The following is a 20,295-nucleotide window of genomic DNA, read 5'->3' on the forward strand; positions in this document are numbered from 1 at the left end:
TGCTTCTTTCTTTTCATCAGACAATCTGTGTGGGCACTGCAAAGGCAGGTTCTTTCAGGTAAGGAGGTGATCCAACCGCAGGTTCCCCTACGGTTACCTTGTTACGACTTCACCCCAGTCATGAATCACAAAGTGGTAAGCGCCCTCCCGAAGGTTAAGCTACCTACTTCTTTTGCAACCCACTCCCATGGTGTGACGGGCGGTGTGTACAAGGCCCGGGAACGTATTCACCGTGGCATTCTGATCCACGATTACTAGCGATTCCGACTTCATGGAGTCGAGTTGCAGACTCCAATCCGGACTACGACATACTTTATGAGGTCCGCTTGCTCTCGCGAGGTCGCTTCTCTTTGTATATGCCATTGTAGCACGTGTGTAGCCCTGGTCGTAAGGGCCATGATGACTTGACGTCATCCCCACCTTCCTCCAGTTTATCACTGGCAGTCTCCTTTGAGTTCCCGGCCTAACCGCTGGCAACAAAGGATAAGGGTTGCGCTCGTTGCGGGACTTAACCCAACATTTCACAACACGAGCTGACGACAGCCATGCAGCACCTGTCTCACGGCTCCCGAAGGCACATTCTCATCTCTGAAAACTTCCGTGGATGTCAAGACCAGGTAAGGTTCTTCGCGTTGCATCGAATTAAACCACATGCTCCACCGCTTGTGCGGGCCCCCGTCAATTCATTTGAGTTTTAACCTTGCGGCCGTACTCCCCAGGCGGTCGACTTAACGCGTTAGCTCCGGAAGCCACGCCTCAAGGGCACAACCTCCAAGTCGACATCGTTTACGGCGTGGACTACCAGGGTATCTAATCCTGTTTGCTCCCCACGCTTTCGCACCTGAGCGTCAGTCTTCGTCCAGGGGGCCGCCTTCGCCACCGGTATTCCTCCAGATCTCTACGCATTTCACCGCTACACCTGGAATTCTACCCCCCTCTACGAGACTCAAGCCTGCCAGTATCAGATGCAGTTCCCAGGTTGAGCCCGGGGATTTCACATCTGACTTAACAGACCGCCTGCGTGCGCTTTACGCCCAGTAATTCCGATTAACGCTTGCACCCTCCGTATTACCGCGGCTGCTGGCACGGAGTTAGCCGGTGCTTCTTCTGCGGGTAACGTCAATTGCTGCGGTTATTAACCACAACACCTTCCTCCCCGCTGAAAGTACTTTACAACCCGAAGGCCTTCTTCATACACGCGGCATGGCTGCATCAGGCTTGCGCCCATTGTGCAATATTCCCCACTGCTGCCTCCCGTAGGAGTCTGGACCGTGTCTCAGTTCCAGTGTGGCTGGTCATCCTCTCAGACCAGCTAGGGATCGTCGCCTTGGTGAGCCGTTACCCCACCAACTAGCTAATCCCATCTGGGCACATCTGATGGCAAGAGGCCCGAAGGTCCCCCTCTTTGGTCTTGCGACGTTATGCGGTATTAGCTACCGTTTCCAGTAGTTATCCCCCTCCATCAGGCAGTTTCCCAGACATTACTCACCCGTCCGCCACTCGTCAGCAAAGCAGCAAGCTGCTTCCTGTTACCGTTCGACTTGCATGTGTTAGGCCTGCCGCCAGCGTTCAATCTGAGCCATGATCAAACTCTTCAATTTAAGTTTGATGCTCGTGAATTAAACTTCGTAATGAATTACGTGTTCACTCAGAGACTTGGTATTCATTTATTGTCCGAAGACATTAAGAATCCATGTCACTTTGAGTGCCCACACAGATTGTCTGATAAATTGTTAAAGAGCAGTGCCGCTTCGCTTTTTCTCAGCGGCGCGGGGTGTGCATAATACGCTTTCCCGCTTGAGAGTCAAGCATTTATTTTTGCTTTTCTCTGCCGGCGTTCATCGCTGAACCCCGCTGACCCGGCGGCCTGTGTGCCGTTGTTCCGTGTCAGTGGAGGCGCATTATAGGGAGTTATTTCGGCGTGACAAGGGGAAATTAGAAAAAACTTATCAACCGTTCGTTTTTTGGACGTTTTGCATATCACCCTTTTATTTTTGCCTGGTTTTTAAACAAAAACGAGCCCGAATGGGCCCGTTTTTTATTATTTGTGACTTACTGCACTGCCACAATGCGATCGTCATTCGCCTCCAGACGAATCGCTTTACCCGGAATCAGCTCACCAGACAAGATTTGCTGCGCCAGCGGGTTTTCAATCTGCTGCTGAATTGCACGTTTCAATGGACGCGCCCCGTAAACCGGATCGTAACCATTCGCGCTCAGCAATTTCAGCGCATCATCAGAGATATGGATTTCATATCCGCGCTCTTCCAGACGTTTGTACAGACGCTGCAACTGGATCTGTGCAATAGAAGCGATATGTTTTTCACCCAACGGATGGAATACCACGACCTCATCTATACGGTTAATGAATTCCGGGCGGAAGTTGTGGCTGACCACACCAAGCACCAGTTCTTTCATATGGCCGTAATCCAGCTCACCGAAACGCTCCTGGATCAGATCGGAACCGAGGTTTGAGGTCATAATGACAACCGTGTTGCGGAAGTCGACCGTTCTCCCTTGCCCGTCCGTCAGACGGCCATCATCCAACACCTGCAACAGAATGTTGAATACATCAGGATGCGCTTTCTCAACTTCGTCCAGCAGTATGACGGAATAAGGACGACGACGTACCGCTTCCGTCAGATAACCGCCCTCTTCATAACCCACATATCCCGGAGGCGCGCCAACCAGACGAGACACGGAGTGTTTTTCCATGAACTCAGACATGTCGATACGCACCATCGCGTCATCGCTATCAAACATAAAGTTTGCCAGCGCCTTGCACAGTTCGGTTTTACCCACCCCGGTCGGCCCAAGGAACAGGAACGAACCAATTGGACGATTCGGGTCGGCCAGTCCCGCACGGCTACGGCGAATGGCATTCGATACCGCTTCAACGGCCTCGTTCTGCCCAATCACGCGGCTGTGTAATTCCTGCTCCATACGCAGCAGTTTTTCACGTTCGCCTTCAAGCATTCTGGCAACCGGAATCCCCGTCCACCGCGCCAGCACTTCAGCTATTTCCGCATCCGTCACTTTATTGCGTAACAGACGCATGGTTTTACCTTCAGATTGAGTCGCCGCTTCCAGCTGTTTTTCCAGCTCAGGGATTTTGCCGTACTGAAGTTCAGACATCCGCGCCAGATCGCCCACACGACGCGCCTGTTCGATGGCGATCTTCGCCTGCTCCAGTTCGGCCTTAATGGTCTGCGTACCGGACAGAGAGGCTTTCTCTGCTTTCCACTCTTCTTCTAATTCAGAGTACTGGCGTTCTTTATCATCCAGTTCCTCGTTGAGCATATCGAGGCGTTTTTTGCTCGCCTCATCAGACTCTTTCATTAACGCCTGCTGTTCCAGCTTGAGCTGAATAATACGGCGGTCGAGCCTGTCCAGTTCTTCCGGCTTGGAGTCAATCTGCATACGGATGCTGGATGCAGCTTCATCGATCAGGTCGATGGCTTTATCCGGCAACTGGCGATCGGAAATGTAGCGGTGAGATAAGGTTGCCGCCGCCACAATCGCCGGGTCAGTAATCTGCACATGGTGGTGCAGCTCATAACGTTCTTTAAGACCACGCAGAATAGCGATGGTATCTTCCACAGACGGTTCCGCGACGAACACTTTCTGGAAACGACGTTCCAGCGCCGCATCTTTTTCAATGTACTGGCGATATTCGTCCAGCGTCGTGGCGCCCACACAGTGCAGTTCTCCACGCGCCAGCGCCGGTTTCAGCATGTTCCCGGCATCCATTGCGCCGTCGGCTTTACCCGCGCCGACCATCGTGTGTAATTCATCGATAAACAGGATGACGTTGCCTTCCTGTTTGGCGAGATCGTTCAGCACGCCTTTCAGACGCTCTTCAAACTCACCGCGATACTTCGCCCCGGCCACCAGCGCGCCCATATCCAGCGCCAGTACGCGGCGGCCTTTCAGCCCTTCCGGCACTTCGCCATTAATGATTCGCTGCGCCAGCCCTTCGACAATCGCCGTTTTACCGACCCCCGGTTCACCAATTAATACCGGGTTGTTTTTAGTACGGCGTTGCAGTACCTGAATGGTACGGCGAATTTCTTCATCACGACCAATCACCGGATCGAGCTTGCCCTGCTCCGCACGCTCGGTCAGGTCGACGGTATATTTTTGCAAGGCCTGACGTTGGTCTTCAGCCCCTTGATCGTTCACGCTTTCACCTCCGCGCATTTGTTCAACTGCCTGAGTGATATTGGCGGTGGTCGCCCCGGCCGATTTCAGTAGATCAGTCAGCGTACCGCGAGACTCAAGCGCTGCCAGAACGAACAGTTCCGACGAAATAAAGTTGTCCCCACGTTTTTGCGCCAGCTTGTCGCAAAGATTCAGTACACGCACCAGATCCTGAGACGGCTGTACGTCGCCGCCGGTGCCTTCCACCTGCGGTAAACGGCTCAGCGCCTGATCAATACTCGTGCGTAACTGGCCAGCATTAATGCCAGCGGACGTTAATAAAGGACGTACCGATCCCCCTTCCTGATTCAGTAAGGCGCTCATTAAATGAAGAGGTTCGATGAATTGGTTGTCGTGCCCCAGTGCGAGCGACTGGGCATCGGCAAGAGCAAGCTGGAATTTATTAGTAAGACGATCCAGACGCATAACTCCTCCCATAACAGGTCAAAATTGCTACTGGAGATTAAATGAGGTCATCCCTCAATTATTCAAGGTGAATGACCTGAATTATGTGAAAAGAAAATTACACGTACCGGATCGTCTTGATTCTTTAGGTTATATCAGCCAAATAAAACTTGCCATACGACCTGTGATCTTGTCGCGACGATAAGAGAAGAAAGTCTCACTTTCGCTGTAAGTACAGCGATCGCCGCCATAGACGCTTTCAACTCCCACATTCGCCAGACGTTGACGCGCAAGCTGATAAATATCCGCCAGATATTTTTCACCGCGCGCCTGAAATGCGCTGCTCGCCTTCGCATCTTTTGCGATAAACGCTTCACGCACTTCAGCCCCCACTTCAAAAGCAGCAGGGCCAATAGCCGGACCCAGCCAGGCGATAATGTTTTCAGGTTTATCGGCAAAGCAGGCGACCGTCTCTTCCAGCACACCTTCACATAATCCGCGCCAGCCCGCATGAGCCGCCGCCACTTCCGTTCCCGCGCGATTACAAAACAACACGGGCAAACAGTCCGCCGTCATCACCGCGCAAACGGTGCCGGGGGTATTGCTGTACGACGCATCCGCACGTTTGGATGCATAAGGCTCGCCGGTGAGTTTCAGCACGTCCTTGCCATGCACCTGTTCAAGCCAGACGGGTTTTGACGGCAAATTGCCCGCAGCAAAGAGTCTCTTGCGATTCTCTTCCACATGTTCCGGGTTATCGCCGCAATGGGCGCCCAGATTCAGAGAATCGTAAGGCGGTAAGCTGACACCGCCTGTACGTACAGAACTACAGGCTGCAACCCCCTCCGGGATTGGCCACTGCGGAACAATTAGCTTACTCATAGCCAGTCTACATCATCCTTATGTTCTTCGAAGTCAGCGCGCATCACGTCAATCAGCTCCACCATATCCTGCGGAATCGGCGCATGCCACTCCATTTCAATACCGGAAATCGGATGGTAAAGACGCAGCATCGTCGCGTGCAGCGCCTGGCGATCAAACTGACGCAACGTGGAGATAAACGCTTCCGATGCCCCCTTCGGTGGACGCGGACGACCGCCATACACCTGATCGCCCACCAGCGGATGCGTGATATGCGCCATGTGCACGCGGATCTGGTGCGTACGTCCGGTTTCCAGACGCAACCGCAGACGCGTATGCACACGGAAATGTTCCATGATGCGGTAGTGAGTCACCGCCGGTTTCCCCATTGGATGCACTGACATATGGGTTCGTTTGGTCGGGTGACGGCTGATCGGTTCATCTACCGTACCGCCCGCCGTCATATGTCCAATCGCGACCGCTTCATACTCACGGGTGATTTCACGCAACTGCAAAGACTCCACCAGTCGCGTTTGCGCCGGAACCGTTTTCGCCACCACCATCAGACCTGTGGTGTCTTTATCCAGACGATGCACAATACCCGCGCGCGGTACGTCAGCAATCGGCGGGTAATAATGCAACAGCGCGTTCAGTACCGTACCATCAGGATTACCGGCGCCAGGGTGAACCACTAAATCGCGCGGTTTGTTAATGACAAGGATATCGTCATCTTCGTAGACGATATCCAGCGGGATATCCTGCGGCTCAAAGCGGATCTCTTCGTCGATTTCCGCGTTAATGGAAACCTGTTCGCCGCCCAATACTTTTTCTTTCGGTTTATCGCAAAGTTTACCGTTGACCAGCACGCGCTGATCGAGAATCCATTCTTTTATGCGCGAACGTGAATAATCCGGGAACATTTCGGCCAAAGCCTGATCTAAGCGTTGACCGAGTTGGTTTTCGGATACCGTTGCGGTGAGTTGTACTCGTTGTGCCATATACAGCTTCTTCGTTTAACGTTGGGTTTTACGGCTTTGCCGTTTAATATAGTGTGCTATTGTAGCTGGTCTTAACCGGGAGCAGGAACAGAGAATCTCCCGTAAAACATTTTGAGGAAAGTCAAAACGTCATGACGCGCATGAAATATCTGGTGGCAGCAGCCACGTTGAGCCTGTTTTTGGCGGGTTGCTCTGGTTCAAAGGAAGAGGTGCCCGATAATCCGCCTAACGAAATCTACGCGACTGCCCAGCAAAAGCTGCAGGACGGTAACTGGAAACAGGCAATAACGCAATTGGAAGCGTTGGATAACCGTTATCCATTTGGACCGTATTCTCAGCAGGTGCAGTTGGATCTGATCTACGCCTACTACAAAAACGCCGATCTGCCGTTAGCTCAGGCCGCCATCGATCGTTTTATTCGCCTCAATCCGACGCACCCGAATATTGATTATGTCATGTATATGCGCGGTCTGACCAATATGGCGCTGGATGACAGCGCGCTGCAAGGTTTCTTCGGCGTCGATCGTAGCGATCGCGATCCGCAGCACGCCCGAGCTGCATTCAATGATTTCTCAAAGCTGGTGCGTAGCTATCCGAACAGCCAGTACACGACCGACGCCACCAAACGTCTGGTCTTCCTGAAAGATCGTCTGGCGAAGTATGAATACTCCGTTGCCGACTACTACACCGCTCGCGGCGCATGGGTTGCCGTGGTAAACCGTGTGGAAGGTATGCTGCGCGACTTCCCGGATACGCAGGCGACGCGCGACGCTCTGCCGCTGATGGAAAACGCTTATCGTCAGATGCAGATGACGACTCAGGCTGACAAAGTGGCGAAAATTATCGCCGCTAATGGTCGCAACACCTGATTGCGTACTGAACGCAAAACGGCAGCCCTAAGGCTGCCGTTTTTTTATCCATTTTGCGCTGCCGCTGAAGCGGTTTCAGTACAACGCATCCCGTCAAATATGGCCCCCTTTCAGCTATTCCTCAAGTAAAAAATCCGTTGTTCCTGCGATAACTCACAAAAAGGCTTCCTTGACAAAAAGTGACAAAATAATGTGATTTAAATCACGCTTTTTGACATTGGGAACGGTATGCTGGAATCACCAAGACGGGAAAGACAAGAGGTAAAATTTATGACAATGAACATTACCAGTAAACAAATGGAAATTACTCCGGCAATACGCCAGCATGTCGCAGACCGTCTCGCCAAACTAGAAAAATGGCAAACTCACCTGATTAATCCACATATCATTCTGTCTAAGGAGCCACAGGGTTTCATCGCTGATGCCACCATCAATACCCCGAACGGACATCTGGTCGCCAGCGCAAAACACGAAGATATGTACGCCGCCATTAACGATTTGATCAACAAGCTGGAACGGCAGCTCAATAAAGTGCAGCACAAAGGCGAAGCCCGTCGTGCCACAACTTCAGTAAAAGACGCCAACTTCGTCGAAGCAGAAGAAGAGTAGTCCCTTACATTGAGTGTATCGCCAACGCGCCTTCGGGCGCGTTTTTTGTTGACAGGATTAAAACAGTACGGGTACTTTACTGAAGTCGCTAAAGGAAACTGACATGAAACTTATCCCGTTCTTCTTCGCATTCTTTTTTACCTTCCCCTGAATGGGAGGCGTTTCGTCGTGTGAAAAAGAATGCGAAGACGAACAATAAGGCCTCCCACACGGGAGGCCTTTTTTATTGATAACAAGAAAGGCAACACTATGACATCGGAAAACCCGTTACTGGCGCTGCGAGAGAAAATAAGCGCTCTGGATGTAAAATTACTGGCCTTACTGGCGGAGCGTCGTGAACTGGCCGTTGAAGTCGGGAAAGCGAAGCTGCTTTCTCATCGCCCGGTGCGTGATATCGACCGCGAGCGCGACCTGCTGGACAGGCTGATCGCGCTTGGCAAAACCCATCATCTGGACGCGCACTATATTACTCGCCTGTTCCAGCTCATCATTGAAGACTCCGTTCTTACCCAGCAGGCGCTGTTGCAGCAACATCTGAACAAAATTAACCCGCATTCAGCGCGTATTGCCTTTCTTGGACCAAAAGGGTCGTACTCGCACCTCGCTGCGCGCCAGTATGCCGCCCGCCACTTTGAACAGTTTATTGAAAGCGGCTGCGCAAAATTCGCTGATATCTTTAATCAGGTCGAAACCGGGCAAGCGGACTACGCCGTCGTGCCGATTGAAAACACCAGTTCAGGCGCGATCAACGACGTCTACGATCTGTTGCAGCACACCAGCCTCTCTATCGTGGGCGAGATGACCATTATCATCGACCACTGCGTGCTGGTTTCAGGGACGACCGATTTAAACACCATTGAGACGGTCTACAGCCACCCGCAGCCGTTCCAGCAGTGCAGTAAATTCCTTAACCGCTATCCGCACTGGAAAATTGAGTACACTGAAAGCACCTCTGCGGCGATGGAAAAAGTGGCGCAGGCGAACTCTCCACGCGTGGCGGCACTGGGTAGCGAAGCCGGTGGCGTGCTGCATGGGCTACAGGTGCTGGAAAGAATCGAAGCCAACCAGACGCAGAATATTACCCGTTTCGTGGTGCTGGCGCGCAAAGCCGTCAATGTTTCCGATCAGGTCCCGGCGAAAACCACGCTGCTGATCGCCACGGGTCAACAGGCAGGTGCGCTGGTTGAGGCGCTGCTGGTGCTGCGCAATCACAACCTGATCATGACCAAACTGGAGTCCCGTCCGATTCACGGCAACCCGTGGGAAGAGATGTTTTATCTCGATATCCAGGCCAACCTGGAATCACCGGAGATGAAAAAAGCGCTGAAAGAGTTGGGGGAAATTACCCGCTCAATGAAGGTACTGGGCTGCTACCCCAGCGAGAACGTTGTGCCTGTCGATCCGAACTAACTGTTTGATAATGCCGGATGGCGCTACGCTTATCCGGCCTACGATTCATACAATTTTGTAGGCCGGATAAGACGCACCTGCGTCGCCATCAGGCATCTCACTTATTGTCGGCTATCGTTCGCCTGGCGTAACAGCGTGCGACTTTCGTTCTGGAAGCGTTTGGCGTAATCACCAAACCAATGCTCAACTTTACGGAAACTGTCGATAAAGGCCTGCTTGTCGCCCTGCTCCAGCAAACCAATCGCGTCGCCAAAACGTTTATAGTAGCGTTTGATCAGCGCCAGGTTATTTTCCGACGACATAATAATATCGGCATACAACTGCGGGTCCTGCGCAAACAGTCGCCCAACCATCGCCAGTTCGAGACGGTAAATCGGTGACGACAGCGCCAGCAGTTGTTCCAGCTGGACATTCTCTTCCGCCAGGTGCAAACCGTAAGCGAACGTCGCGAAGTGACGCAGCGCCTGAATAAACGCCATATTCTGATCGTGCTCAACGGCGCTAATCCGATGCAACCGCGCGCCCCACACCTGAATTTGCTCAAGGAACCACTGATACGCCTCCGGCTGACGGCCATCGCACCAGACAACCACCTGCTTTGCCAGACTGCCGCTGTCCGGGCCAAACATCGGGTGTAAGCCCAGTACCGGGCCATCGTGCGCCGCCATCATCGCCTGTAGCGGTCCGTTTTTAATCGATGCAAGATCGACCAGAATACAGTCCGCAGGCAAACGCGGTAATTTCGCGATCACCTGCTCCGTGATATGAATCGGCACACTTACGATCACCATCCCGGCATCGGCCACGATCTCCTGCGCCCGTCCCCAGTCCTGTAGCTCAAGTATGCGTACCTGGTATCCCGACAGCGTGAGCATTTTTTCAAACAAACGGCCCATCTGACCGCCGCCGCCGACGATAACCACCGGGCGCAGAGAAGGACAAAGCGTCTTAAACCCTTTGTCATTCTCACTGGAGTAAGACTCACGCATCACCCGACGCAAGACGTCTTCAATCAGATCGGGAGGAACGCCAAGCGCTTCCGCCTCCGCACGGCGCGAAGCCAGCATAGACGCTTCACGCTCAGGCACGTAAATCGGCAGCCCAAAGCGGCTTTTCACTTCACCGACTTCGGCCACCAGCTCCAGGCGCTTAGCCAGTAAATCCAGCAGCGCCTTATCCACTTCATCTATTTGATCGCGTAACGCGGTCAACTCAGCAACCATAACCAACCTCTTATGCTACACGCGCCACCAGTTGGCCGTTCAGGTCCTGATGAATTTCACGCAGCAGCGCATCCGTGGCTTCCCAACTGATACACGCATCCGTAACAGACACGCCGTATTTCATTTCACTGCGCAGTTGCTCGGAGGACTGGTTGCCTTCGTGAATATTACTTTCAATCATCAAGCCAATAATGGAACGGTTGCCGTCTTTGATCTGCGCGACCACAGACTCTGCCACGGCAGGCTGGCGACGGTAATCTTTATTCGAATTACCATGGCTGCAATCTACCATCAGAGACGGGCGGAGTCCTGCCTGTTCCATCTCTTTTTCACACTGCGCGACATCTGCCGGGCTGTAGTTTGGCGCTTTCCCACCGCGCAGAATGACATGGCCATCCGGGTTGCCCTGAGTTTGCAGCAGAGCGACCTGCCCCGCCTGGTTGATACCGACAAAACGGTGTGACTGAGCAGCGGCACGCATGGCGTTAATCGCCGTCGCCAGGCTGCCATCTGTCCCGTTTTTAAAGCCAACGGGCATGGAAAGGCCAGAGGCCATTTCACGGTGGGTTTGGGATTCGGTCGTACGCGCGCCGATTGCCGACCAGCTAAACAGATCGCCCAGGTATTGCGGGCTGTTTGGATCTAACGCTTCCGTCGCCAGCGGCAAGCCCATATTCACCAGTTCCACCAGAAGTTGACGCGCAATCTTCAGGCCAGTTTCCACATCAAACGAGCCATCCATATGAGGATCGTTAATCAACCCTTTCCAGCCGACAGTGGTACGGGGTTTTTCAAAATAGACGCGCATTACCAGGTAGAGGCTATCGCTGACCTCTGCGGCAAGAGTTTTAAATCGACGAGCGTATTCCAGAGCGGTTTCAGGATCGTGGATAGAACAAGGGCCGCACACCACCAGCAGGCGCGGATCGCGACCAGCGATGATGTCAGAAATCGTTTTACGTGACTGGGCGATTTGCGCCTCTTGCGACAAACTCAGCGGGAACGCCGCTTTGAGTTGCTCCGGGGTCATCAGAACCTGTTCGTCGGTAATGTGTACGTTGTTCAGCGCGTCTTTTTGCATGATGGCGATCCTGTTTAGCTCGTTTGCGATAAATGATCCTCACAGAGGATGGCGTAACGATAACATAATCGGTAAAGATTTCAATCCACATTCCGTAAATTTTACTTTACATAAACCATTTATCTCGCAATTAACGCCATTCAAATCGTACATAAAAATTTACATCATTATATTTGCGAATCCACTATGCTTTGAAAAACACAGGAGAACAGGCAATGAAGCGTTTCGCAGGCGCCTTATTTGTTTTATTCATCAGCGGATGTCAGATCGATCCTTACACGCATGCTCCCACCTGGACCGCGACCGACTGGTATAGCGCCGGTATCGAAGATGCGATTTCAGGCGTTGCCGTCAAAGATAACGAAACACTGGCTGACGCCTGGAACGATCCTGACGTGGAGCGAACGCAATATCTTAAGGGCTACGCCGAAGGCCAACGAAAAACCTGCCAGTTAAACTTTGTCCACGCCAGAGGACTGGCCGGAAAAACATTTCCCGCCAGTTGCGACACGGTTGAAAACGCCAGTCAATTGCATGATGCCTGGCAAAAAGGCGCAGACGAAGGTGTTCGCTCAATGCGGCTAAATTAATTAAGACCTTACCAATAAATAAGTATGGGATTTAACTTAAGGAAATACCATTAATCGGCATGGTGTAATGACTGACAGGCAAAATAATGTTATTTTGCTGCAAACAATCACGGATGTATTTTGATGCTTTTTGACTGACGCTGGTGGGCACCTGTTTATGAGCTTTTCTCACCGACTCATACTCCTGCTAACGCTATTACTGGCAGGATTACCACTGTATGCTCAGGGCATCACAGAAGAAGCGAAATCTGTACGCTCAATCGTTTCCGGTATCGTCAGCTATACACGCTGGCCTGCATTATCTGGCCCTCCACGGCTATGTATTTTCGCCTCGTCTCGTTTTGCCGATGTGCTGAACGACAACAGCGCCAGGTCATTACCTTATCTGCCCGTCATCATCCGCACGGAGCAGGAAGCTCTGGCAGCCCGTTGCGATGGCTTTTATTTCGGCAGTGAATCTCCGGCGTATCAGGTAGAATTAACGAATAAATATCCGTCTAAGGCATTGTTATTAATTGCCGAACAAAATACTGAATGCATTATTGGCAGCGCATTTTGTCTGATCATAAACAATGATGAAGTCAGATTTTCCGTAAATCTGGATTCCCTGTCACGCAGTGGCGTAAGAGTGAACCCCGACGTATTGATGCTTGCACGGAATCAAAAGCATGGATAAGGATTTTTTCCCTACAACGCGCCCGACCTTTAAGCGTACATTACGCCGGATCAACATGATCAGCGTACTGGTCACCATGTTGCTGATCTGGCTGCTGCTTTGCGTCGCCTCTGTCCTGACGCTGAAACAATATGCGCAAAAAAATCTGGATCTGACTGCCGCGACAATGACCCATAGTCTTGAGGCCGCATTGGTGTTTTCCGATGGCGTCGCCGCGACAGAAACGCTGGCCGCGCTGGGGCGCCAGGGGCAGTTCTCGGCCGCAGAGGTCCGCGATAAAAACCAGAAGGTAATCGCCTCCTGGTACTATGACGCACAAGCATCGGACGATAAGCTCAATGGCCTGATCAGCCAGTGGCTTTTCCCGCTGCCGGTGACTCAGCCCGTCTGGCACAATGGCAAAATTATCGGCGAGGTCTGCCTGACCGCGCGCGACAGCTTGATTGGTCATTTTATCTGGCTCTCGCTGGCGGTTCTTACCGGGTGTATTTTGCTCGCATCCGGCATTGCGTTAATGCTCACGCGTTATTTGCATAATGGCGTGGTGGACGCGCTGCAAAACATCACCGATGTGGTACATGATGTACGCACGAACCGTAACTTTTCACGTCGCGTTTCTGAGGAACGCATTGAAGAGTTCCATCTTTTTGCCCAGGATTTCAACAGCCTGCTGGATGAGATGGAAGAGTGGCAACTGCGGCTACAGGCTAAAAACGCCCAACTTTTGCGTACCGCGCTGCACGACCCCCTTACTGGTCTTGCTAATCGTGCCGCCTTTCGTAACAGCATAACTGAGTTGATGAATGACAGCTCCGCCCGTAGCTGTTCGGCGCTGCTATTTCTGGACGGCGATAATTTTAAATTCATTAACGATACATGGGGGCATGCCGCAGGAGATCGCGTTTTGATCGAGGTCGCCCGGCGACTGGCGGAGTTTGGCGGCAATCACCACCAGCCATATCGACTTGGCGGAGATGAATTCGCCATGGTGCTTTACAACGTGCATTCGGAGTACGAAGTTAAACGCATTTGTTCGGCATTATCGCAAGAATTTAATCGCCCTTTTGATCTGCATAACGGGCATCTGGCGAGTATGACGCTGAGTATTGGTTTCGCGCTGACGTGGGAACACGCTTCCGCAGAAAAATTACAAGAGTTGGCCGATCGTAATATGTATCAGGCCAAACATCAGCGTTCTGAACGTTCAATTAAATAACAGGAATAGATATATGCTAAAGCGACTTTTCTCCCCGATCATTCTGATAGCGTTGATTCTGGCGGGTTGCCAGACGCCGCAGAGGAAATTTACGCCCGAACAAGTTGCGGCAATGAAATCCTATGGATTTACTGAATCAGCAGGCGACTGGTCTCTGGGGCTGTCTGACAACATTTTATTTGATAAAAACGACTATAAGTTACGCCCGGAAAGCCAGCAGCAAATCCGTGAGATGGCCTCCAGGCTGGCAGCCACCGGGCTGAAACATGCCCGTATGGATGGCCATACTGACAACTACGGCGAAGACAGTTATAACGAGGCATTGTCGCTCAAGCGCGCCAATGTGGTTGCTGACGCCTGGGCCGAAGGCGCCAACATCCCACGAAGCAATCTGACGACGCAGGGTTTAGGTAAAAAGCACCCGGTCGCCAGCAATCAGAGCGCGAAAGGTCGTGCTGAAAACCGCCGCGTTGCCGTCGTCATCAGCACGCCGTAATGTTAGTCAACTGGCTGCGCAAGGGCGGCGCGAGACGTGCTGAACCAGCGCAGCCAGTCGATAACGATAAATACCAGCAGACTGCCTCCCAGCACCGGCATCGCCATCCCCAGGGCGGCAGCCAGCACCAGAACCCCGCACCTTCCCGGCCAACCTAACGTAAGCCAACACTGCATCAGCGTTTGTGCCGGGTTAACGCCTGACCTGGCCGGTCGGCGAATCCACCACAGACGGTAGCCGATAATAATCATCAGGCAAAGCCCGATGCCGAAGGCGATCAGCAGTAACTGATTTGGCAGACCAAACAGTATGCCCATATGGAAATCGACGCCCCAGCGCGTCAGCTTTGCCATAAGCGGAAAGTCAGCAAAATGCGTCCGGTCGATAACATGCAGGGTTGCGGCGTCTACTGATACCGCATCAACCTGTGTCGGCCAGCGGCGATCAATTTCAGTTACCGTCCAGCCATGTTGCGCATCTTTGGCCGGACGAATCTCCAGCTTTTTAGCATCAATTCCCGCCGCCTGCGCCGTATGCAGAACCGCATCAAACTGGCTGACATCCATATGCATAACCGGCATTTCCTGCCCGGCATGATGATCGGCATGTTCATCAGCAGGGTGTTCGTCGCCATAAAGCTGCGTATTCACCTGCGGCGTCAGCCAGCCAAAAGCCGCACGCATTTTATCCACGTTGCCTCCGGCCCACTGGGACCAGGTTAAACCGGTTGCCGAGAACAGCAGCATCCCCGCCAGCAATAACCACCCCAGCATTACGTGTAAACGCCGGTTATTTTGCACCCGATTATTCAGCCGACGTTTTGGTCGGGTGAAATACCAGAGCATGATGCCGCCAGTCGCCGCAACCCACATCCAGGAGGCCGCCAGCTCGCTGTAAATTCGCCCGATATCCCCCAATAGCAAAGAGCGGTGAGCATAATCAATCCACTGACGCAGGGGCAAAATGCCACTGGTGCCATAGACCGTCATATCGCCTTTCACCGCCAGCGTCACTGGATCGATGAAAATCGCCCGGTTCTCGGAAGCGGCAAGTCCGGGGTCGGCAAACATCACCCGCGTCGTTGCGCCCTCTTCAAGAGCGGGACGAACGGCATGCAGTCGTAAATGCCCTCCCGTCACCTGTTGGGCAACGGCGATTTGCGCCGCCAGCGGTTGCCGCTCTCCTTGCCCTGTGCCCTGTAGCGCCGGTGCATAGAGCGCCTCTTCCAGTTGCGGCGTCGCAACGTAGAGCGTACCGGTTAAGGCCGCCACAAAGATAAATGGCCCGACAAACAGACCTGTGTAGAAATGAAAACGTCGCAGCAGGGTTATCCATGCCGCGCGCGGAGTGCAGGTTGTCATACTTTTCCTCAGAGAAAGCACACATGTGTCGTGACGCTTATGCGCACAAACGTATTGTTAGATTCAGGAAACAGCAGACCTGCGCGGCGGTGCGCGCGTATCGGGATAAAGCCAGGGGAAGAAATGCCAGTGTTTAACAACCGGGCGTGGCGGCGTCAGCTTTTGTCTGAGCAGCATCCCGGACAACAGGATGACCAGCGCCAGCATCAGGCCAGGAACATGGGTCAGGAGGACGCAATACCCGCACGCTTCACCGTGATCGACAGGCATCGGCATTGATGAAGACTGCCCATGATGTCCAACATGTTCAGCCATCATGCTCATGTCATGATGCATACCAGGCATGGCGCTCATGGGATCTTTTTGCAACGAGACGGAGATAAGCGGCGCCACCACGATCAGCAGGATCGCAAACATCGCGAGCCATGTCGCGTTGCGTTGATACGCAGGCTGACGAAATGTACCGATAACCACTGCCCCTCCCGTAACGAACGGGCATTGTAAATGATTTATGAACTAATGGTTAACGTTGTGAGCTTCACGAAGATAAAAAAAGGGCCAGCCAACTGGCCAGCCCTTTCTTACAGGATGTCGCCTGAGCGATATCTTAGTTAAGACGCTCTTTAATACGAGCAGCCTTACCAGTACGCTCACGCAGGTAGTACAGTTTAGCTTTACGAACGGCACCACGACGTTTAACAGCAATGCTGTCAACTACCGGAGAGTGAGTCTGGAAGACACGCTCAACGCCTTCGCCGTTGGAAATTTTACGAACAGTGAATGCAGAGTGCAGACCGCGGTTACGAATAGCGATAACCACGCCCTCGAATGCCTGCAGACGTTTTTTGGAACCTTCAACAACCCATACTTTCACTTCCACGGTATCACCCGGACGGAAGGAAGGTACGTCCTGCTTCATCTGCTCTTGTTCAAGTTGCTTAATAATGTTGCTCATAATTTAATCTCTTATCCTGGGTAAACTGATATTTGGGGGTCTCAGACCAGCCCATCATGTTTATGTTGCTGTTGTGCGTGTTCCGTTTTGAACTCCGCCAGCAACCTTGCTTGCTCTTCAGTCAGAGCCAGGTTTTCCAGAAGTTCAGGTCTTCTAAGCCAGGTTCGGCCCAGCGACTGTTTCAAACGCCAGCGACGTATCTCAGCATGGTTTCCTGACAGCAATACTGCCGGTACTTCCATCCCTTCCAACACTTCAGGTCGAGTATAGTGTGGACAGTCCAGTAATCCGTCGGCAAAGGAATCTTCGATTGCCGAAGCCTCATGACCCAGAACCCCCGGAATGAACCGGGAAACGGAGTCAATCAGCGTCATTGCTGGTAACTCACCACCACTGAGTACGTAATCGCCGATTGACCATTCTTCGTCAATTTCGGTTTGAATCACGCGCTCATCTATTCCTTCGTAGCGACCGCACACCAGAATCAGTTTCTGATTCGTTGCCAGTTCGCTGACGCCCGCTTGATCAAGCTTGCGTCCCTGAGGTGACAGATAGATCACCTTAGCGCCTTCACCCGCCGCGCTTTTTGCTGCATGAATGGCGTCCCGCAAGGGTTGCACCATCATTAACATCCCCGGTCCGCCGCCGTAAGGACGATCGTCCACGGTACGGTGCCGGTCATGCGTGAAGTCACGAGGACTCCAGCTCTGGATGCTCAGCAGGCCATTTTTTACTGCCCGGCCAGTTACCCCGTAATCGGTAATTGCGCGGAACATTTCAGGAAACAGGCTAACGATACCTATAAACACAAGCCAATCCCCATAACGCCGACTTTTACCGTTTATCCGGTGGTTTAAAAACCAGGATCCCAATCTACTTCGATAGTACGAGTAGCGAGATCGACTTTCTTGATAACCTGCCCATCGAGGAACGGCACAAGACGTTCCTTGATACCAAACGCATCTTTCAGGTTTGCCTTGATAACGATGACGTCATTCGAACCGGTTTCCATCATATCGACGACTTTACCGAGATCGTAGCCTTCAGTGGTCACTACCTGGCAGCCCATAAGGTCTTTCCAGTAGTAGGAACCATCTTCCAGCGCTGGCAACTGCGAGGAATCCACGACAATTTCGCAATTAGTCAGTAGATTCGCCGAATCACGATCGTCAACGCCTTTCAGCTTGATGATCAGATCCTGATTGTGGTGCTTCCAGCTTTCCAGCTGTACTTGCTGCCACTGACCCGCCTTCTGGATAAACCAGGGCTGATAGTCAAAAATGCTTTCGGCGTCTTCGGTGGAAGAAAACACTCTGAGCCACCCACGAATACCGTAAGACGACCCCATTTTCCCCAAAACGATGGGTTCAACGGGCGCTTGCGCAGTGAGTTGCTTGCTCATCATGACCACCGTGACAGATTAAGCTGCTTTGTTTGCTGCTTTGATCAGCGCTGCAACGCGATCAGAAATAGTCGCGCCCTGGCCAACCCAGTGAGCGATGCGATCCAGATCCAGGCGGGTGCCTTCTTCTTTTTCGCTGGCGATCGGGTTGAAGAAGCCAACGCGCTCAATGAAGCGACCGTTGCGTGCATTACGGCTGTCGGTAACAACAACCTGGTAGAACGGACGCTTTTTAGCGCCGTGACGAGCTAAACGAATAGTAACCATAACATCCTCTTGTGTGAATAAAACACCCAGGCCCCATCGAGGAACGGAGCCCGGGTGTCATATTAAAAGCCCGAAAATTTTACTGATTTCTGGGGAAAATGCAATCAGCAGTTGATAACTCTGCTATAAAAGGCCGTCGGCGGTGCAGGCAGTTCGGTGCCGGCGTGCGCGCAGCCACCGGAGCGTACACGCAGTACGTGAGGATGGCGAGCACACCCCGGTGCCGAAATGGCAAACAAGCCAGGCTGATTAACGACCCGGGAAGCCTGGCGGCATCATACCCTTCATGCCACGCATCATCTTCGCCATCCCGCCTTTCTTCATTTTCTTCATCATGCGCTGCATGTCGTCGAACTGTTTCAGAAGACGGTTAACGTCCTGTACCTGCATGCCACAACCGGCTGCGATACGGCGTTTACGGGAACCTTTGATGATTTCTGGCTTCGCGCGCTCTTTCAGCGTCATCGAGTTGATGATCGCCTCCATCCGCACCAGCACCTTGTCATCCATCTGCGATTTCACGTTGTCAGGAATCTGGCCCATGCCCGGCAGCTTGCCCATCAGGCTCGCCATACCGCCCATGTTTTTCATCTGGTTGAGCTGTTCGAGGAAATCGTTCAGATCAAAGCCGTCGCCTTTTTTCAGTTTGCTGGCTAATTTCTCAGCCTGCGCGCGGTCAACTTTGCTTTCAATATCTTCGATCAGCGACAGCACGTCGCCCATGCCGAGAATACGGGACGCGATACGATCCGGGTGGAACGGCTCCAGCGCTTCGGTTTTCTCGCCAACGCCGAGGAATTTAATCGGCTTGCCGGTGATATGACGAATAGAGAGCGCGGCACCGCCACGGGCGTCACCGTCGACTTTCGTCAGCACCACGCCGGTCAACGGCAGCGCTTCGTTAAACGCTTTCGCGGTATTCGCGGCATCCTGACCGGTCATCGCATCGACCACAAACAGGGTCTCTACCGGATTAATAGAAGCGTGGACCTGTTTGATTTCGTCCATCATCGCTTCATCGACGTGCAGGCGACCGGCGGTATCCACCAGCAGCACGTCGTAGAATTTGAGTTTCGCTTCTTTCAGCGCGGCATTGACGATATCAACCGGCTTCTGACCGACGTCAGACGGGAAGAAATCGACGTCAACCTGCTGTGCCAGGGTTTCCAGCTGTTTGATCGCCGCCGGGCGATAAACGTCGGCAGAGACGACCAGCACTTTCTTCTTGTGCTTCTCGCGCAGGAATTTACCCAGCTTACCGACGCTGGTGGTTTTACCGGCGCCCTGCAAGCCCGCCATCAGCACGACGGCTGGCGGCTGCGCGGCCAGATTCAGGGTCTGGTTCTCTTCGCCCATCGCCGCAACCAGTTCGTTGCGCACAATCTTGACGAACTCCTGCCCCGGCGTCAGGCTCTTGTTAACTTCATGACCAACCGCTTTCTCTTTTACGCGATTGATAAACTCTCGCACTACAGGAAGCGCAACGTCAGCCTCCAGCAGCGCCATGCGCACTTCGCGCAGCGTCTCTTTAACGTTGTCTTCAGTAAGGCGTCCACGGCCACTGATATTGCGCAGCGTGCGCGACAAACGATCGGTTAAATTATCAAACATTGTCTCTCGCCTGGGGTGGAAACGGTTGGTCGCTAGCGCGACACATATACAGAATTTTGTCGCAG

At 52.8% G+C, this 20,295-nt stretch carries 20 protein-coding genes, 1 rRNA gene and 1 other annotated feature; of the genes, 8 read left to right on the plus strand and 13 right to left on the minus strand.

Translation table 11 applies throughout. The annotated features are described in order from the left end of the window. Positions 1 to 59 precede the first annotated feature (59 nt). The 4 genes from CKO_RS16720 to rluD form a co-directional block, all read right to left on the minus strand. A 16S ribosomal RNA gene (locus CKO_RS16720) occupies positions 60 to 1,601 on the minus strand. A gap of 451 nt (positions 1,602 to 2,052) precedes the next feature. Then, complete coding sequence (gene clpB / locus CKO_RS16730) at positions 2,053 to 4,626, minus strand: ATP-dependent chaperone ClpB (protein ID WP_024130844.1); 2,574 nt, start codon at positions 4,624 to 4,626, stop codon at positions 2,053 to 2,055. A 129-nt stretch (positions 4,627 to 4,755) separates the two neighbouring features. Beyond that, positions 4,756 to 5,487 (minus strand): purine nucleoside phosphorylase YfiH, encoded by a 732-nt coding sequence (gene yfiH, locus CKO_RS16735; RefSeq protein ID WP_012134681.1) that lies wholly within the window; start codon positions 5,485 to 5,487, stop codon positions 4,756 to 4,758. Beyond that, entirely contained in the window at positions 5,484 to 6,464 is a 981-nt protein-coding gene (gene rluD / locus CKO_RS16740; RefSeq protein ID WP_012134682.1) for a 23S rRNA pseudouridine(1911/1915/1917) synthase RluD, read from the minus strand. Before rluD ends, yfiH begins: the two co-directional genes overlap by 4 nt. 131 nt (positions 6,465 to 6,595) lie before the next feature. Here rluD and bamD point away from each other — a divergent pair, with 131 nt between their 5' ends. The 4 genes from bamD to pheA all read left to right on the plus strand — a co-directional run bounded on the left by bamD (position 6,596) and on the right by pheA (position 9,352). Continuing rightward, on the plus strand, positions 6,596 to 7,333 hold the full coding sequence (bamD, locus tag CKO_RS16745; RefSeq protein WP_012134683.1) for an outer membrane protein assembly factor BamD: 738 nt from the start codon (positions 6,596 to 6,598) through the stop codon (positions 7,331 to 7,333). A 270-nt stretch (positions 7,334 to 7,603) separates the two neighbouring features. Beyond that, positions 7,604 to 7,942: a ribosome-associated translation inhibitor RaiA gene (gene raiA / locus CKO_RS16750; protein WP_024130845.1), complete on the plus strand. Its 339-nt coding sequence runs from the start codon at positions 7,604 to 7,606 to the stop codon at positions 7,940 to 7,942. Between the two features lie 102 nt (positions 7,943 to 8,044). Further along, positions 8,045 to 8,169 (plus strand) — a sequence feature (Phe leader region). Next, a complete protein-coding gene (pheL, locus tag CKO_RS23385; RefSeq protein ID WP_101706155.1) occupies positions 8,046 to 8,093 on the plus strand; it encodes a pheA operon leader peptide PheL in 48 nt (15 codons plus the stop codon). Its footprint overlaps the feature before it by 48 nt. 22 nt (positions 8,170 to 8,191) lie before the next feature. Continuing rightward, positions 8,192 to 9,352, plus strand: coding sequence for a bifunctional chorismate mutase/prephenate dehydratase (gene pheA, locus CKO_RS16755; RefSeq protein WP_024130846.1), 1,161 nt, complete (start codon positions 8,192 to 8,194; stop codon positions 9,350 to 9,352). Positions 9,353 to 9,453: 101 nt separating this feature from the next. On the opposite strand, the gene tyrA is transcribed toward pheA, so the two are convergent. Further along, complete coding sequence (gene tyrA, locus CKO_RS16760) at positions 9,454 to 10,575, minus strand: bifunctional chorismate mutase/prephenate dehydrogenase (RefSeq protein WP_012134686.1); 1,122 nt, start codon at positions 10,573 to 10,575, stop codon at positions 9,454 to 9,456. A gap of 10 nt (positions 10,576 to 10,585) precedes the next feature. Further along, on the minus strand, positions 10,586 to 11,656 hold the full coding sequence (gene aroF, locus CKO_RS16765; RefSeq protein ID WP_012134687.1) for a 3-deoxy-7-phosphoheptulonate synthase AroF: 1,071 nt from the start codon (positions 11,654 to 11,656) through the stop codon (positions 10,586 to 10,588). Positions 11,657 to 11,871: 215 nt separating this feature from the next. On the opposite strand from aroF, the gene CKO_RS16770 reads away from it, so the two are divergent. From CKO_RS16770 to CKO_RS16785, 4 genes are all read left to right on the plus strand, one after another. Next, positions 11,872 to 12,246, plus strand: coding sequence for a DUF2799 domain-containing protein (locus CKO_RS16770; protein WP_012134688.1), 375 nt, complete (start codon positions 11,872 to 11,874; stop codon positions 12,244 to 12,246). A gap of 157 nt (positions 12,247 to 12,403) precedes the next feature. Beyond that, the gene (yfiR, locus tag CKO_RS16775) at positions 12,404 to 12,922 is read left to right on the plus strand and encodes a regulatory sequestration protein YfiR (protein WP_024130847.1); all 519 of its coding nucleotides are present in this window, start codon (positions 12,404 to 12,406) and stop codon (positions 12,920 to 12,922) included. Then, on the plus strand, positions 12,915 to 14,138 hold the full coding sequence (gene dgcN / locus CKO_RS16780) for a diguanylate cyclase DgcN/YfiN (protein WP_012134690.1): 1,224 nt from the start codon (positions 12,915 to 12,917) through the stop codon (positions 14,136 to 14,138). The genes yfiR and dgcN overlap by 8 nt, the downstream gene beginning before the upstream one ends. Positions 14,139 to 14,151: 13 nt before the next feature. Then, on the plus strand, positions 14,152 to 14,634 hold the full coding sequence (locus CKO_RS16785) for an OmpA family protein (RefSeq protein WP_012134691.1): 483 nt from the start codon (positions 14,152 to 14,154) through the stop codon (positions 14,632 to 14,634). A gap of 2 nt (positions 14,635 to 14,636) precedes the next feature. On the opposite strand, the gene CKO_RS16790 is transcribed toward CKO_RS16785, so the two are convergent. The 7 genes from CKO_RS16790 to ffh form a co-directional block, all read right to left on the minus strand. Beyond that, entirely contained in the window at positions 14,637 to 15,995 is a 1,359-nt protein-coding gene (locus tag CKO_RS16790) for a PepSY-associated TM helix domain-containing protein (protein ID WP_012134692.1), read from the minus strand. A gap of 63 nt (positions 15,996 to 16,058) precedes the next feature. Next, a complete protein-coding gene (locus CKO_RS16795; protein WP_012134694.1) occupies positions 16,059 to 16,412 on the minus strand; it encodes a DUF2946 domain-containing protein in 354 nt (117 codons plus the stop codon). Positions 16,413 to 16,602: 190 nt separating this feature from the next. Further along, positions 16,603 to 16,950 (minus strand): 50S ribosomal protein L19, encoded by a 348-nt coding sequence (gene rplS / locus CKO_RS16800; protein ID WP_012134695.1) that lies wholly within the window; start codon positions 16,948 to 16,950, stop codon positions 16,603 to 16,605. Positions 16,951 to 16,991: 41 nt separating this feature from the next. Next, positions 16,992 to 17,759 carry a tRNA (guanosine(37)-N1)-methyltransferase TrmD gene (trmD, locus tag CKO_RS16805; RefSeq protein WP_024130850.1) on the minus strand — a complete coding sequence of 256 codons (768 nt, stop codon included), beginning with the start codon at positions 17,757 to 17,759 and terminating at the stop codon, positions 16,992 to 16,994. Between the two features lie 44 nt (positions 17,760 to 17,803). Next, positions 17,804 to 18,352: a ribosome maturation factor RimM gene (gene rimM, locus CKO_RS16810; RefSeq protein WP_024130851.1), complete on the minus strand. Its 549-nt coding sequence runs from the start codon at positions 18,350 to 18,352 to the stop codon at positions 17,804 to 17,806. An 18-nt stretch (positions 18,353 to 18,370) separates the two neighbouring features. Continuing rightward, positions 18,371 to 18,619, minus strand: a complete 249-nt coding sequence (gene rpsP, locus CKO_RS16815) for a 30S ribosomal protein S16 (RefSeq protein WP_012134698.1) — start codon at positions 18,617 to 18,619, stop codon at positions 18,371 to 18,373. Positions 18,620 to 18,868: 249 nt separating this feature from the next. After that, positions 18,869 to 20,230 carry a signal recognition particle protein gene (gene ffh, locus CKO_RS16820; protein WP_012134699.1) on the minus strand — a complete coding sequence of 454 codons (1,362 nt, stop codon included), beginning with the start codon at positions 20,228 to 20,230 and terminating at the stop codon, positions 18,869 to 18,871. Positions 20,231 to 20,295 lie beyond the last annotated feature (65 nt).

The organism is Citrobacter koseri ATCC BAA-895, from assembly GCF_000018045.1.
In the GTDB taxonomy this organism is placed as follows: Bacteria; Pseudomonadota; Gammaproteobacteria; order Enterobacterales; family Enterobacteriaceae; genus Citrobacter_B; species Citrobacter_B koseri.